The organism is Amylibacter sp. SFDW26 (genome assembly GCF_009184395.1).
Taxonomy (GTDB): Bacteria; Pseudomonadota; Alphaproteobacteria; order Rhodobacterales; family Rhodobacteraceae; genus Amylibacter.
In genome coordinates this window covers 124,869-138,194 of sequence record NZ_WEIC01000001.1, presented here as the reverse complement: position 1 = coordinate 138,194, position 13,326 = coordinate 124,869, and the positions used below count along the sequence as shown (strand labels likewise).

Below are 13,326 nucleotides of genomic sequence, written 5' to 3'. Positions count from 1 at the left end.
GCACGTTTACATGGGAGGAAGAATTTTTGGAGCGGATAGCGGGAATCGAACCCGCATCATCAGCTTGGAAGGCTGAGGTCTTACCATTACACAATATCCGCGTCTGGAATTTACGTCCTATGTGAATCACAGTTTGGCGTCAAGAAGCTAGTTACAAATCAATTGTATTTGGGCAACTGAATGTGCAAGCAATCTTTCACTTTCGTATTTGGAGTAATTCTTGATTGCCCAAAGTAACTTTGCCCATTGTAAAAAAGACATGATAATCATCATACCTCTTTAGGCTGTTCACATATAACTATTATACAAGATCCGTATCAGGAATTTACGCCTTATTTGAAATAAATTGGCATCACGAGCTCGTTTATAACCAGCTACACGAATGATTTGTGTAAAATCACACTTAATTCTTTCGGGCTTTTTCAACCAACTTACGCACAATTGGGCCGATGTCATTTACCACTCTGCTGACACCTAAAGCATTAGGATGAATACCATCACTTTGCATGAATTGATGCTGTGGTTTTTGAACGCCACTGCTTTCAATAATTGCAGTGAAAAAGTTCCTATAGAGTAGCGTTTCATATTTAAGGCTTAACTCTTGGTAAATAGGATCAAATGCATCCTTGTATTCTGGCCCATAGTTTCCAGGCGCAACTAAGCCGACGACCAGCACAGGTAATTCCTTTTCTGTGGCTACTTTCAGAATGTTGTCCAGGTTTGATCTGCTTGAAACAGGATCAATACCACGCAACAGGTCGTTTCCACCTAGGTTTACGATTAAAGCATCCACTTCAGGTGTTAACGTCCAAGCTATGCGTGATAGCCCTCCTGCCGTCGTATCACCTGAAACCCCTGCGTTTAGAACGCTAACATCTTCGCCTTTATCTTGGAGCCATGTTTCTAGTTGAGGTACAAACCCGTTTTCGCGTGGCAAACCGTAACCTTGCGTCAGACTATCACCCAGTGCAGCAATAACGACAGAACCTGCATATGCAGGGGTTAAAGAAAAAAGTATAAGTAGTAACGCAATTGTTTGCTTGCCCAATACACGCAGCAGACAATATATCATTATAGAATAAATCTTAAGGATGAAAAACTTGGGCAATCCTATACTCTCCCTAAAAGATGCATGCCTTACATTGTCTGGTAATGCTGGCTCCATAGATATCTTACACAATATCACTTTGGATGTTGCGCAAGGTGAAACTCTTGCGCTGGTAGGGCCATCTGGTTCAGGCAAATCATCGCTCCTTATGTTAATGGGTGGCCTTGAACAGGCCACGGGCGGTACAATCTATGCATTGGGGCAAAATTTATCAATTTTAAACGAAGATGCCCTTGCTAAATTTCGCCTCAATCATATGGGGGTTGTCTTTCAATCTTTCCACCTTATTCCAACCATGACAGCTTTAGAAAATGTTGCAATCCCCCTAGAGCTTGCAGGCGTGAAAGATGCTTTTGAACAGGCAGAGGCAGAGCTTTGTGCTGTCGGCCTAGACACACGATTGGACCATTACCCATCACAAATGTCTGGTGGTGAACAACAGCGTGTCGCACTTGCACGTGCGGCAGCTACACGACCTGACATTTTGCTTGCAGATGAACCAACTGGAAACCTAGACGGCGCCACAGGGCAAGTTATCATAGACTTGTTGTTAGGGCTGCGCGAGACATACGGAACAACTATTGTTCTTGTTACCCACTCATCTGAACTGGCTTCTAGCTGTGACCGCACCGTACAACTCGCCGATGGGCGTATCAATATGATTGAAGCTCAAAGAGCCGCAGAATGAATATTTCTGTTGCTTTACGCATTGCTCTTCGTGAATTACGCAGCGGTCTTCGCGGCTTTTGGATATTTATCACATGCCTCGCTTTAGGTGTTGGTGCAATTGCTGGCATCGGCTCGGTAAAAATGAGTATAGAAAAGGGATTGCTAAACGAAGGCGCTGTAATACTTGGCGGCGATGCTGAACTGGAATTTACTTACCGTTTTGCAGAACCTGATGAACGTATTTGGATGTCACAGATCAGTACGAAAACATCTGAAATTGTTGATTTTCGATCTATGGCAGTCGTTGGCGATGATAATACAGCAGAACGGGCATTAACCCAGGTAAAGGGTACAGATACAAATTATCCTTTATACGGAAAAGTTCTGTTAGAGCCAGATATGTCGCTAACTGATGCATTGGCAGGAAATCACTCTACGCCAGGTGCTGTCATGCAGCAGATTTTGATAGATCGCTTAGGATTGTCTATCGGCGATACCTTTCGGTTGGGGGTAAAGGAATTTTATCTATCCGCAGCTTTAATCCGCGAACCTGACAATGTCCGGGCGGGTTTTGGGCTTGGCCCTAGAACAATCGTCTCTCTTGATGATTTGGAGGGGGCTGGTTTACTGGAAGCAGGGTCCATTTTCGAAACAAAATACAGACTGCAAATACCGCCAGAAACAGATTTAGAAACCTTAAATTTAAAAGCAGAAGAACGCTTTGAAAACAAAGGTGCACGCTGGCATGACAGACGAAAGTCTGCGCCAGGAGTTCAACGTTTTGTTGATCGTATTGGGGCATTTTTAGTGCTTGTAGGATTAGCAGGCTTAGCAGTTGGTGGCATAGGTGTGTCAGCTGCAGTGCGCGCCTATCTCGACCGAAAAACATTTGTCATAGCAACTCTTAAAACACTTGGCGCAAATGGAAAGACTATTTTTCTGACTTATCTGATTCAAGTCGGCGTGATGGCCTTAATTGGTATAACTTTGGGCTTGCTGCTTGGTGCAATTCTACCAGTCGTTTTATCCTCTGCAATTGAAGCCGCATTTCCTGTCCCAGTCGCTATTGGTTTACATCTTCCAGCATTGGCCGAAGCAGCTCTTTATGGTGTTTTATCTGCCTTGATATTTACGCTATGGCCACTCTCAAAAGCAGAAAAAATACGGGCTGCATCGTTATTTCGTGCCCCATCAGGCCAATTAACTGGAAGTCCCCGTGCCATATTTTTACTGTTGATTTTGATATTGACAATAGCATTGGTCGGATCTGCAGCCTGGTACTCAGGCTCTCCCAAGCTCGCGCTTTGGACCGCTGCTGGAATTTTGATTGCATTAGGTGCATTAGTTTTGTCAGCCATAGGCATCAGATGGATTTCCGCGCGTTTAGCGCGCACTAAAATTGTCCGCAACTATCCTGCATTACGTTTAGCGTTAGGTGCCATAGGAGGAACGGGCAATGAGACCACCTCCGTAGTTCTGTCTCTGGGACTTGGGTTAGCTGTTTTAGCTTCAGTTGGACAAATTGATGCTAATTTACGTAATTCAATCGTACAAGATTTACCAAAAACCGCCCCTTCTTATTTCTTTTTAGATATACAACCCGATCAGCTATCAACCTTTACGGACAGAATAAAACAAGACACACGTGTTTCGCGGGTGGACACAGCCCCAATGTTACGAGGTATAATAACACATATAAATAACGTAGATGCACGCAAGGTGGCTGGTGATCATTGGGTCATCCGTGGGGATCGTGGCATTACATATTCAGCCCTACCACCGCGCAATTCTAAAGTTATCAAGGGTGATTGGTGGCCAGAAGATTATACAGGCCCACCCCTTGTCAGTGTCGCAGAAGAAGAAGCTCAGGAAATTGGTTTAAAACTTGGCGATACACTTACAGTCAACATACTTGGGCGCGAAATAACGGCTACGATTTCCAACTTTCGCAGTGTCGATTTTTCAAACGCCAGTATCAATTTTGTACTGACATTGAATCCCTCCGCTCTTGCAGGTGCACCACATACGAATATTGCAACTGTATATGCCCAAGAAGCGGCTGAAGCCGCACTCTTGCGGAATATAGCGGGTGATTATCCAAACATAACAGCAATCAGAGTACGAGATGCAATTGCGCGCGTGTCAGACGCGCTTAAAGGTATTGCAACTGCCACATCATACGGCGCAGCGATTACACTGCTAAGTGGGTTTGTTGTCTTGATCGGCGCTGCCGCTTCAGGCGAACCTGCACGTATATTTGAAGCAGCCGTTCTTAAAACACTTGGCGCATCTCGAAAGCGTATCCTTGCAAGTTTTGCATTACGATCAATCATTCTGGGTATTGCAGCGGGCGGGGTCGCTTTGCTGACAGGTGTCATAGCAGGATGGGCCATTATGGTTTTCGTGATGGATACTGAATATCAGTTCATACCACAATCCGCTTTCGCAATTATCATCGGAGGTGTTTCGATCACACTAATAACGGGCCTGATCTTTGCATGGCGCCCACTTATGCTACGACCAGCCCGTATTCTGCGTGGACAGGAATAAACAACAACTGCACCCAAATAAGATACGTTTATGATCTACAACCGTATTTTATCTAAAGTATCAGTGTTCTATGAGCTTAATGCCAACTCGGTTCAGATATCGCTCCGATCCATCCATATACGGCAAAAAGTGGTTTATCATTGGTCCATATCGCATGCGCTTCATTTTCGCGGTGAATTATGAGATCGCCAGATGAACGTTGTGTATATGGCCCGTCAACACCAGCTTGAAATTTAGCTTCCCCTGACAAAACAATATAGAATTCTTCTGCTGGATGCGCATGGGATGGGTAGAGCGTATTAGGCCCTAATATAAACAAGCCCAGAATAAGATCATCGCAAAGCAATACGCCGTTTGGGCCAATACCTTCTCCGCTTGCAAAATCGGCAAGAAAAGGTCGCGTCCAATCATTTTCAGCATAATACTCAGACCAATTTACATGTGCAAAAGCAGCCAGTGCTGATTGTGTTAAGTTTTTGTGTCCCTGTGCGACAGGTAAAGCAAACACCGTTTGTGCATGCCGCAAACCGCGTACAATGCGAGGGCAGTGATGCTCCAATTTTGGTGTCTGATAACAAACTCGGTCAAGATTTTCAGCCATAGTCTCTGCTAAAACCTTATGGTTTGTCGTTTGCAAATGTCTTCGTATATGTGCAGCAGTAACATCTGCTAAATGGTTTAATATTGTTGCCGCATTATAATCTACATCACCAATCATTTGCTATCTGCCTTCATCAAATTTAGGGGCACCTTAGTTTCGGCCCCCTTTGATGCAAGAAAGAAAAAATAATCTTATGTAACCTTAGCTTATAGTTCTGAAATACAAGCTAGCTCAGCCCCAATTCGTCCCAACTCATCCGAACATTTTGCACCACGACCACATCCTGCAACAGCCACAGTTAATCGATCAGATTGTCTGGAAATCAACGGTAGATCATCTGCTGTAAAGGTTGTCATACAAGCTTCGTGGTGGCGTGACTTAAAATCAAAATCCGGGATAAAATCTTGCACAATACCGGTTAAGTGATCCGCTACAGCTTGGGTGCCACCACTTTTGAACCATGTTTTCATTTCATCAACATTATTGAGCGCGACATCAGTCGGATCGCCGCCAATCTTCAAATACGTTTTTCCATTTGGATACTTAATCGGTGGTAAAATATATGGATCACGGCCGTCTTTCAGGCATAGAACCAAAGACGGCATAGGCTTTAATCGCTCAACCTCTTTTGCAGACAACTCAAAGAAAGTAACTGTTCTAGCATAAGCTTGGATTGGAACGGCTGTCGGCAAAACCATATTTGCAAACCCACCAGCAGCGACCAAGACTTGATCCGCTTCAACCTCTCCACGGGTTGTTGAAACTAACACGTTTGAAGATTGTTCTGTAATCGCCAGCGCGATGGCATCCACAACAACCGCTCCTGTTTTTTGTGCACAGATGGTTTGCGCTTCGACTAAACGACGCGGACTTATATGCCCAGCCATTGTTGGTTCATAAAATGCCTGTGTCCCAGTCTCAAAGCTAAAATATGGGAACGCTTCTGCTAATACCGCTTCCGAGTATCGGTCGCTTGTTATATTACGTTCGTCCCTGACACTTGCAACGCCTTTGATAAAAGAACTCTCCATTGGCCCTGCAATCATTGCCCCACTTTGTGTGAAAAACGGCATACCGCTTTCCATTTCGATATCAGCGTATCGGGCAATAGATGCCACAGTTGCATCTGACCAAAAAAGTGTAGGGTCAAGAGCACGCGTGATACGCCCCTCATCATAATGGCTCGCAAAAACACCATCATGATTAGCCTTATCCACAGGCTCTGCTGGACCAATCAATGTAATTTGATGTCCTGCCAAAGCTAAATGACGCGCTGCAGCGGACCCAATCAATCCACGGCCAATAACTGCAATATGTTTCTTCATTTGTGACTCAAACCGTTCCTACAAGTTTACCCAAACTGTAGACTTGAATATCTACACGTCAACAAAAAGGGCGGCCCAATGAGCCGCCCTTATCTTCGATATAATCGAAAGCTTAGTTTGTTGTGCTTTCAAGCGCCTTTTTGGCAGCTTCGGCAGCGTCTTTAACTGCTTGTTCAGCCGCATCAGCAGCTGCTTTTGCAGCGGCTTCTTCTGCCGCTTTTGCAGTCGCATCCGCTTCTGCTTTTGCAGCAGTCGCAGCGTCTTCAGCTGCTTTTGCTTCTTCTGCAGCTTTTGCAGCTGCAGCGTCTGCCTCTGCTTTCGCAGCAGCGTCTGCTTCTTCAGCGGCTTTCGCAGCAGCTTCTGCATCAGCAGCAGCTTTTGCAGCAGCTTCTTCTGCAGCCTCTAATTGTGCTTTTGCAGCAGCCTCAGCTTCTGCTTTAGCAGTCGCAGCAGCCTCTTCAGCCTCAGCAGCTGCTTTTGCAGCAGCCTCTTCAGCCGCTTTCTTCGCAGCGTCCGCTTCCATTTGTACTTTTTCAGCAGCTTCTTGAGCAGCTTTTTGTTGTTCTGTATAGAAATAAATCCCTGCAGCAACAGCTAGCAATACAACTAACGTGATAATCTTTTTCATAACCGTATCTCCGTTTTTCGGCTTTTGAACCCCAATAGGCTTACTTCATGTGCCCTTTGATCATACAAATTGCAAGTATTAGGGACATAAAAAACTCACATTAGCTCAAAACACCCGCTTTTTGCCCCAAACATCAAAAGCTCGCTTGACCTTCTGCTCTGTGAAGGACACACAGCTTTAGTGCTTGATTGTAATCAATACGCACATTAGATTCTGCTACAAAGAAACCATATAAGGACCTAAGACCATAGCCCGTAGACCACACCAAGCGCCTCCGACGCGCGAAACAGGACCTCGCGTTAATGAACGCATAACCTCAGACGAAATTCGATTGATTGGCGCCGATGGCGACAATGTAGGTGTTGTAACACCCGCACGCGGCATGGAATTGGCCGACCAAGCAGGGCTAGATCTGGTTGAGATCTCACCAAACGCCAAACCACCTGTATGTAAGGTGATGGACTTTGGTAAGTACAAATATGAACAGCAAAAGCGCGAAGCTGAAGCACGTAAGAAACAAAAAATCATCGAAACCAAAGAAATCAAATTCCGCCCAAACACGGATGTTCATGATTTTGATGTAAAAATGCGTAATGTTTATAAGTTTCTGGCAAACGGCGATAAAGTGAAAATCACGATGCGTTTCCGTGGCCGTGAAATGGCCCACCAAAACCTAGGGCTTCAATTGCTTCTTCGTGTAAAAGACGCGGTTCTAGAACAAGAAGCTGGGCAAATTGAAAACCATCCAAAATTGGAAGGACGTCAAATGTCCATGTTGATCGGTCCTGCGACTGCAAAGTAAGCTCTGACCAACATCCAAACACACTAAGCGCGGCATTGCCCGCGCTTTTTTGTTGCGTAAATAAAAATCACAGCTAACGTCGGCAAAATGACGACATACCTTCGGGCCATTAGTCCGACCAGCCAAGCCATACTGTTAATGATCATCGCTGTGTTCGCTTTCACAGCCCTTGATGCTGTGGCAAAGCATCTTGTCCAAGACCATCACACATTACAGGTCGTTTGGGCGCGATACTTTTTTCAAGTCCTTTGGGCTGTGATCCTTTTGGGGCCAAGATTACGCAAACTTATGAAAACCAAATATATGGGGATGCAATTACTCCGCTCTTCATTCCTATTCGGCGCAACTATGTTCTTCTTCTTTGGCCTGAACTGGATGACCCTATCCGACATCACAGCAATCTTCGAAGTGGCTCCCCTCTTGATCACCGCATTCGCCTTTATCTTTCTCAAAGAAAAGGTGGGACCACGCAGATGGTTTGGCGTTATCATTGGTATGATCGGCGCGATGATCATCATCCGCCCAGGATCAGAAGTGTTTTCTTTGACATCGCTCATCCCTATGGCAGCCGCAGCTTGTTACGCAGCTTATGCCATTTCAACGCGTGTATTGGGCCAAGAAGAAAGCCCATGGACCAGCTTCCTATACACGGCTCTTATCGGCACCATAATCGCCAGCTGCTTTGTGCCCTTCTATTGGACACAGCCCACGCCGTCAGCTGTTGGCTTTATGATACTGATGGGATTGATCGCCAGCATCGGGCATTATTGCCTAATCTTAGCATTCAGATTGTCAGAAGCATCCTTCTTAGCCCCCTTTGGGTATCTAAGCTTATTGTTCAGCACAGCTTGGGGATTTTTCCTGTTTTACGAATTGCCAACAATATACACGATTATCGGCGGTACTATTATTGCAGGATCAGGATTGTATGTTTGGTACCGTGAAAATCAAACGAACGGTAATATTATTAACGAAGCTTCCGCGCTGCCAAAATAGGGCCGTTATCTGCTGCTTGCACAATAATCGCACCTTCAACGCCATCTTCTAAAAACGGTTGGCTCACAGTCCAGTCAGCTTGACCATTCCAATCGCCAATCTTTTCCCATGATGTCACAATATTTGTGTGCTTTAACGTTTTACCACGGTTTTCACCCGCTTTAATCTTGGAAACAATTTCTGGCATGTATTGGATCAAAAATACATCTGCACGCCCAACATTCACATCAGATGGATCAACATCCACAGAAAATGCAGAGGCGTTTTTTTCAATTGTCAAAGACACACTATCGGCTTGCTTGCTCATTTTTTGCAACTCACCTTCGATGCTTGCGCCTTTGGCACCTGCCACTTGAGAACGCCCGTTAAACACCATTTGTGGTGTCACCAAACGGTAACGACTAGGTAGGATGCTGTTGTATGTTTCTTGGCGCTTCGTGAACTTTGCCTTTGCGTAATCGTCTTTCCAACCAAGGTAGTCCCAGTAATCAACGTGCAACGCCAAAGCCAATATATCATCATGCTGTGCCAACTCCGTCAACATCTCATCCGCAGGTGGACATGATGAACAGCCTTCTGATGTGAATAATTCCACAACAGTCAAGGACCCATCCTCACCCGCATGGGCAAAGGTTCCAAAAGCTGTTGTAATCATCAGAGATGCGATCAGTTTACGCATAAGACACCTATTTCATTCATTTCTTAACCTTGCATAAAACACGCAAAGATAAAAAGCCAATAAAGTGTTTGAGAGCGAAATGTTACAAACTTAAATTCGTAGTAATACCGATTGTACTTCCATCAAAAATCCACATTGTGATCATTGGTACGGGGGAAATACTATGGAAACGACAATCCTAATCGCAGTGGCTGCCTTTCTTGCAGGCATATTGAATGCCATTGCAGGTGGTGGTTCTTTCCTGACATTCCCTGCCCTTGTCTTTGCTGGTGTACCCCCTGTTATTGCAAATGCTACAAGCGCCATAGCTGTATTTCCAGGTTACTTAGCCGCCGCGATTGGCTTTAAAGAAGACATTTCATCCGTCGAACGCAAACAGTTGATCCGTCAAACAGGCATTACATTGGTCGGCGGTTTAATCGGCGCATTGCTCCTGTTGGTATCTTCTAACGACTTCTTCACAGCAATCGTCCCATTCCTGCTACTTGCTTCAACAGCCATCTTTGCATTCCAAGATCGCATTCTCGCTTGGGGGCGAAGTGGCGGCCTTCAGCTAACGCCTTATGGCGCCATCGGCACATTGGTTGTGGCAATTTATGGCGGTTATTTTAACGGCGGCCTTGGGATCGTGTTGCTAGCCCTCTACGCTATGTGGGGGCTTACAAATTTAAACGTGATGAATGGCTTAAAAAACGGCGTGTCTTTTGTGATTTCCGCAATTTCAGTTTTGACCTTTGCCATTGCTGGCCTAATCGTTTGGCCTTCCGCCATTATCATGATGATCGCAAATATCTTGGGCGGTTATTTTGGCGCAAAACTGGCAAAACGCCTAAGTAAAACCATAGTCCGAAATATCGTCATTGCTGTTGGTTTGGTGATGAGTGCTGTATTCTTTTACAGATTGTTCATTTAGACCGAATAGGCAGGTTGATTAAGATCACACCCAAGAGCGCGATTGCTATGCCCATACCAACTGTCGCAGTGATAGTTTCGCCCAACACAAACACTCCTAAGCCAACACCGACACCCGCACGCAAATATGCTTGGCTTGCGACACCAAGTGACCCCAGTGATTTCAACAACCTGAAATAAATCAACAATGCTATACCCGTTGAAAACACACCCAACATCAACACCGCACCGATAGACGCCATTGATGGGGACAATGACAAAGGTTGATCCACGGCAAAGCTTAACGGAACTAAAAACACTGCCGATAAAATACTGGTGCTGGCCGCTGTCACTGTATTGGGCACATCATGAAAACGGCGGCCATAGATAGAAGTACATCCATAAAGAATAGCGCCCAATAAAACCGCAAACTGTCCCCAGATATGATCCCCAAGTCCAGACAATGCATCTGTCCCAATAATCAGAACAACACCGCAAAAACCCAACCCTGCCCCAATCATTTTCAATGCAGGTGGATTATCTCCTTTTAAAAACAGCACTGTGATAAACAACACCCAAATCGGCGAGGTTGAATTCAGCACAGATGCCAAAGCGCTGTCCACAAACTGCTGCCCCCATGCCAATGACACCCACGGGATTATGCTGCCGATCATTGCCAGAATGAACAACTGTCCAACAAGCTTAGGCTCAGTCGGCAACCGTTGCCCTTTTATCAACATCACAAGACCGATCACAACAGAAGCCACAACGACACGAATTGCAGCCAAGGTGACGGGTGGGATAGTTTCGACACCAATGGAAATCCACATGAATGAGGACCCCCATAACAAGGCCAATAAACCCAAAAAGCCTAACTCTGTGATCAGCTGCTTATGCGTCATGCCCAAGATGCATCAAAAAAGTCGCGCTCTAATTTCACAGCTTTACAAAACACCTGCTCCACATTGGCGCGCCCAGCAGCATCCAATGTGCCCCATTGTGCATCCAACTGACTGCGTAGGTATTCAACAACACCTTCGAACCCTTCGCCAGCATGCAATGTAATCCATTCTGCAAAGTAAAACGGTAAATCATCTTTTGGCGGGTTAACAGGTGTTGCCCAACTCAGATAAATCCACTCGGCCACAACTAAAACGGCCAGCATCTCTTCGTACTTCCCAGACGAAGTTGCTTGTGTCATTAATTCTTGGAACCCCATTGTAGCAGCTTTTAGTTCTGCATTTTGCCATTCAATATCAGTAACACCCAACGCCTCGAATGACCGTAAGAAATATGTATTTTCTGGTCCAGTAATCAACGCCAAGAACTGAGCAGCAGGCACACTGTCTGCCAACGTAGGCGCATGCGCAATCGCACTGGCCAACAACCGCACAAATCCATCTATGAATTGATAATCCTGCACCAAGTACCCACGCATCTTATCCAAATCCAAAGTGCCATCCGCCAAAGCATCACAAAAAGGATGTTTAGTAGCAGCATCCCAGTCTTCTGGACAAAGAGATATTAAATAATCAGTTGGGCGCATTGTGGTACCTTATCTTACTTTGCATCATATCTGCCGTATTACCACATCATCGGCAAGAGATTGCTTTAGAAATGACATTTATCCGTGTAAGAGTTTACCAGCATTAAATGTTTGTAGTAATTAAGGCCGCTTGGAATTTAAGAATGAAGTATAGAGTACTACCTATTATCACTTTGATAACTATAGGCTTTGTATCCATCACACCCTCCGCATTTGCGCAAGATAGCACTCCGAAAATCCTAGCAATGGGAGACTCGTTATTAGCTTGGCACAAGCTTACAGGGCGCTCCATCACACAAGTTGCGGGCAAAGAGTTGGATATTTCAATAACCGACCGTTCATTGTCTGGCGCGCGTATGATTTACAAGCTCCCTATCACTGGCACTGTCGGGTTCAGCATTCCACGACAATATACATCTGGAGAATGGGATTGGGTTATTCTTACTGGTGGCGGAAATGATCTATGGTTGGGTTGCGGGTGCACCAGATGCAATCGCAAGCTTAACAAATTGATCTCTGAAGACACGCAAACTGGGGCTATTCCTAAACTGGTTTCAAAGTTGCGTAAAAAAGATACTAAAGTCATCTATGTTGGGTACCTGCGCACCCCTGGCCAGGGGTCGCCGATTGATCATTGTCGTGATGAAGGGGACATTTTAGAAAGTCGTATATCTGCATTGGCAAAACACGATGATGGTGTGCATTTTCTATCTCTCAAAAAACTGGTTCCAAACGGCGACCTATCATATCACGCAGCTGACCGCATCCATCCATCTGTGAAAGCCAGCAAAGAGATTGGAAAACTTGTAGCAGATATTATTGCCGACTAAGTGCAATATTCAGACCAAGCACAACCAAAATGCTCCCGCCGATTTTTTGCGCCAAACGCCCCGCCGCTAGAGATTTTTTCAAGAACGCAGTCATTTTATCCGCTAACAATACACATGTAATATCTGCGCTGGAAAACATGATGTTCACAATCGTACCAAGAACCAATAACTGTATCCATATTGGGAATGCAGCCGATGGGTCTGAAAATTGAGGTAAAAACGCAACAAAGAATAGTGCAGTCTTTGGGTTCAATACTTCAACTGTCACACTTTCCCAAAAGGCTTGCTTTGGTGTTTTTTGAACTGTTTTCATATCCACAGCTGAAGCAGATTTTTTTGTACGAAACATCTTGATACCAAGGAAAATCAGATAAGCCGCACCTGCAAATTTCAGAATGAAGTAAAACACAGGGATCGCTTTAAACAAAAGCGCCAAACCCAACGCTGCTGCAATAACATGCACATAGCCGCCCAGATGAATACCAAGGGCAGCCAGCCAACCAGCACGCCTGCCCCGCGCAATCGTCTGTGCCGTTGCATACAGCATCGCAGGCCCAGGCATATAAGCGAAAAGCATTGTGGCAATGAAGAAGGTTATGAGTATTTCAAAAGATGGCACGTGATTGTTCCTATTTTACGAACCCGCACGATACAAAATCGCTGCCTAGATGCAAATCAAAAAGCCCCAATGCATTGGGGCT

General features: G+C 45.2%; 14 protein-coding genes and 1 tRNA gene. 6 read left to right on the top strand and 9 right to left on the bottom strand.

Annotated features, from left to right (window positions below):
• Positions 1-27: 27 nt before the first annotated feature.
• Both F9L33_RS00740 and F9L33_RS00735 read right to left on the bottom strand, forming a co-directional pair.
• Positions 28-101 (bottom strand) — tRNA-Gly (locus F9L33_RS00740).
• A 302-nt stretch (positions 102-403) separates the two neighbouring features.
• Complete coding sequence (locus F9L33_RS00735; protein ID WP_152140827.1) at positions 404-1,072, bottom strand: arylesterase; 669 nt, start codon at positions 1,070-1,072, stop codon at positions 404-406.
• Positions 1,073-1,100: 28 nt separating this feature from the next.
• On the opposite strand from F9L33_RS00735, the gene F9L33_RS00730 reads away from it, so the two are divergent.
• A complete protein-coding gene (locus F9L33_RS00730) occupies positions 1,101-1,796 on the top strand; it encodes an ABC transporter ATP-binding protein (RefSeq protein ID WP_152140826.1) in 696 nt (231 codons plus the stop codon).
• Entirely contained in the window at positions 1,793-4,327 is a 2,535-nt protein-coding gene (locus F9L33_RS00725; RefSeq protein WP_152140825.1) for an ABC transporter permease, read from the top strand. Before F9L33_RS00730 ends, F9L33_RS00725 begins: the two co-directional genes overlap by 4 nt.
• A 76-nt stretch (positions 4,328-4,403) precedes the next feature.
• On the opposite strand, the gene F9L33_RS00720 is transcribed toward F9L33_RS00725, so the two are convergent.
• The 3 genes from F9L33_RS00720 to F9L33_RS00710 all read right to left on the bottom strand — a co-directional run bounded on the left by F9L33_RS00720 (position 4,404) and on the right by F9L33_RS00710 (position 6,881).
• On the bottom strand, positions 4,404-5,045 hold the full coding sequence (locus tag F9L33_RS00720) for a dimethylsulfonioproprionate lyase family protein (protein WP_152140824.1): 642 nt from the start codon (positions 5,043-5,045) through the stop codon (positions 4,404-4,406).
• 89 nt (positions 5,046-5,134) lie between these two features.
• On the bottom strand, positions 5,135-6,253 hold the full coding sequence (locus tag F9L33_RS00715) for an FAD-binding oxidoreductase (RefSeq protein ID WP_152140823.1): 1,119 nt from the start codon (positions 6,251-6,253) through the stop codon (positions 5,135-5,137).
• A gap of 112 nt (positions 6,254-6,365) precedes the next feature.
• A complete protein-coding gene (locus F9L33_RS00710) occupies positions 6,366-6,881 on the bottom strand; it encodes a hypothetical protein (RefSeq protein ID WP_152140822.1) in 516 nt (171 codons plus the stop codon).
• Positions 6,882-7,128: 247 nt separating this feature from the next.
• Here F9L33_RS00710 and infC point away from each other — a divergent pair, with 247 nt between their 5' ends.
• Complete coding sequence (gene infC, locus F9L33_RS00705) at positions 7,129-7,683, top strand: translation initiation factor IF-3 (protein WP_152140821.1); 555 nt, start codon at positions 7,129-7,131, stop codon at positions 7,681-7,683.
• A gap of 87 nt (positions 7,684-7,770) precedes the next feature.
• Positions 7,771-8,679, top strand: a complete 909-nt coding sequence (locus F9L33_RS00700) for a DMT family transporter (protein WP_152140820.1) — start codon at positions 7,771-7,773, stop codon at positions 8,677-8,679.
• Here F9L33_RS00700 and F9L33_RS00695 read toward each other — a convergent pair.
• Entirely contained in the window at positions 8,651-9,358 is a 708-nt protein-coding gene (locus tag F9L33_RS00695) for a thioredoxin family protein (RefSeq protein ID WP_152140819.1), read from the bottom strand. The genes F9L33_RS00700 and F9L33_RS00695 overlap by 29 nt on opposite strands.
• A 163-nt stretch (positions 9,359-9,521) precedes the next feature.
• Here F9L33_RS00695 and F9L33_RS00690 point away from each other — a divergent pair, with 163 nt between their 5' ends.
• Positions 9,522-10,271: a sulfite exporter TauE/SafE family protein gene (locus F9L33_RS00690; protein WP_152140818.1), complete on the top strand. Its 750-nt coding sequence runs from the start codon at positions 9,522-9,524 to the stop codon at positions 10,269-10,271.
• Here the strand turns inward: F9L33_RS00690 and F9L33_RS00685 are convergent.
• Both F9L33_RS00685 and F9L33_RS00680 read right to left on the bottom strand, forming a co-directional pair.
• The gene (locus F9L33_RS00685) at positions 10,264-11,151 is read right to left on the bottom strand and encodes a DMT family transporter (RefSeq protein ID WP_152140817.1); all 888 of its coding nucleotides are present in this window, start codon (positions 11,149-11,151) and stop codon (positions 10,264-10,266) included. The genes F9L33_RS00690 and F9L33_RS00685 overlap by 8 nt on opposite strands.
• Positions 11,148-11,795 carry a TenA family protein gene (locus F9L33_RS00680; protein ID WP_152140816.1) on the bottom strand — a complete coding sequence of 216 codons (648 nt, stop codon included), beginning with the start codon at positions 11,793-11,795 and terminating at the stop codon, positions 11,148-11,150. Before F9L33_RS00680 ends, F9L33_RS00685 begins: the two co-directional genes overlap by 4 nt.
• A 143-nt stretch (positions 11,796-11,938) precedes the next feature.
• On the opposite strand from F9L33_RS00680, the gene F9L33_RS00675 reads away from it, so the two are divergent.
• Positions 11,939-12,625 carry an SGNH/GDSL hydrolase family protein gene (locus F9L33_RS00675; RefSeq protein WP_226803869.1) on the top strand — a complete coding sequence of 229 codons (687 nt, stop codon included), beginning with the start codon at positions 11,939-11,941 and terminating at the stop codon, positions 12,623-12,625.
• On the opposite strand, the gene F9L33_RS00670 is transcribed toward F9L33_RS00675, so the two are convergent.
• A complete protein-coding gene (locus F9L33_RS00670) occupies positions 12,612-13,244 on the bottom strand; it encodes a LysE family translocator (protein WP_152140815.1) in 633 nt (210 codons plus the stop codon). The two genes, F9L33_RS00675 and F9L33_RS00670, sit on opposite strands and share 14 nt — an antisense overlap.
• Positions 13,245-13,326 lie beyond the last annotated feature (82 nt).

Excerpts from the sequence above, each read along its gene's own strand:
- F9L33_RS00735 (WP_152140827.1), bottom strand. The coding sequence starts at position 1,072 with ATGATATATTGTCTGCTGCGTGTATTGGGCAAGCAAACAATTGCGTTA.
- F9L33_RS00725 (WP_152140825.1), top strand. The coding sequence starts at position 1,793 with ATGAATATTTCTGTTGCTTTACGCATTGCTCTTCGTGAATTACGCAGC.
- F9L33_RS00720 (WP_152140824.1), bottom strand. The coding sequence starts at position 5,045 with ATGATTGGTGATGTAGATTATAATGCGGCAACAATATTAAACCATTTA.
- F9L33_RS00715 (WP_152140823.1), bottom strand. The coding sequence starts at position 6,253 with ATGAAGAAACATATTGCAGTTATTGGCCGTGGATTGATTGGGTCCGCT.
- F9L33_RS00710 (WP_152140822.1), bottom strand. The coding sequence starts at position 6,881 with ATGAAAAAGATTATCACGTTAGTTGTATTGCTAGCTGTTGCTGCAGGG.
- F9L33_RS00700 (WP_152140820.1), top strand. The coding sequence starts at position 7,771 with ATGACGACATACCTTCGGGCCATTAGTCCGACCAGCCAAGCCATACTG.
- F9L33_RS00695 (WP_152140819.1), bottom strand. The coding sequence starts at position 9,358 with ATGCGTAAACTGATCGCATCTCTGATGATTACAACAGCTTTTGGAACC.
- F9L33_RS00690 (WP_152140818.1), top strand. The coding sequence starts at position 9,522 with ATGGAAACGACAATCCTAATCGCAGTGGCTGCCTTTCTTGCAGGCATA.
- F9L33_RS00685 (WP_152140817.1), bottom strand. The coding sequence starts at position 11,151 with ATGACGCATAAGCAGCTGATCACAGAGTTAGGCTTTTTGGGTTTATTG.
- F9L33_RS00680 (WP_152140816.1), bottom strand. The coding sequence starts at position 11,795 with ATGCGCCCAACTGATTATTTAATATCTCTTTGTCCAGAAGACTGGGAT.
- F9L33_RS00675 (WP_226803869.1), top strand. The coding sequence starts at position 11,939 with ATGAAGTATAGAGTACTACCTATTATCACTTTGATAACTATAGGCTTT.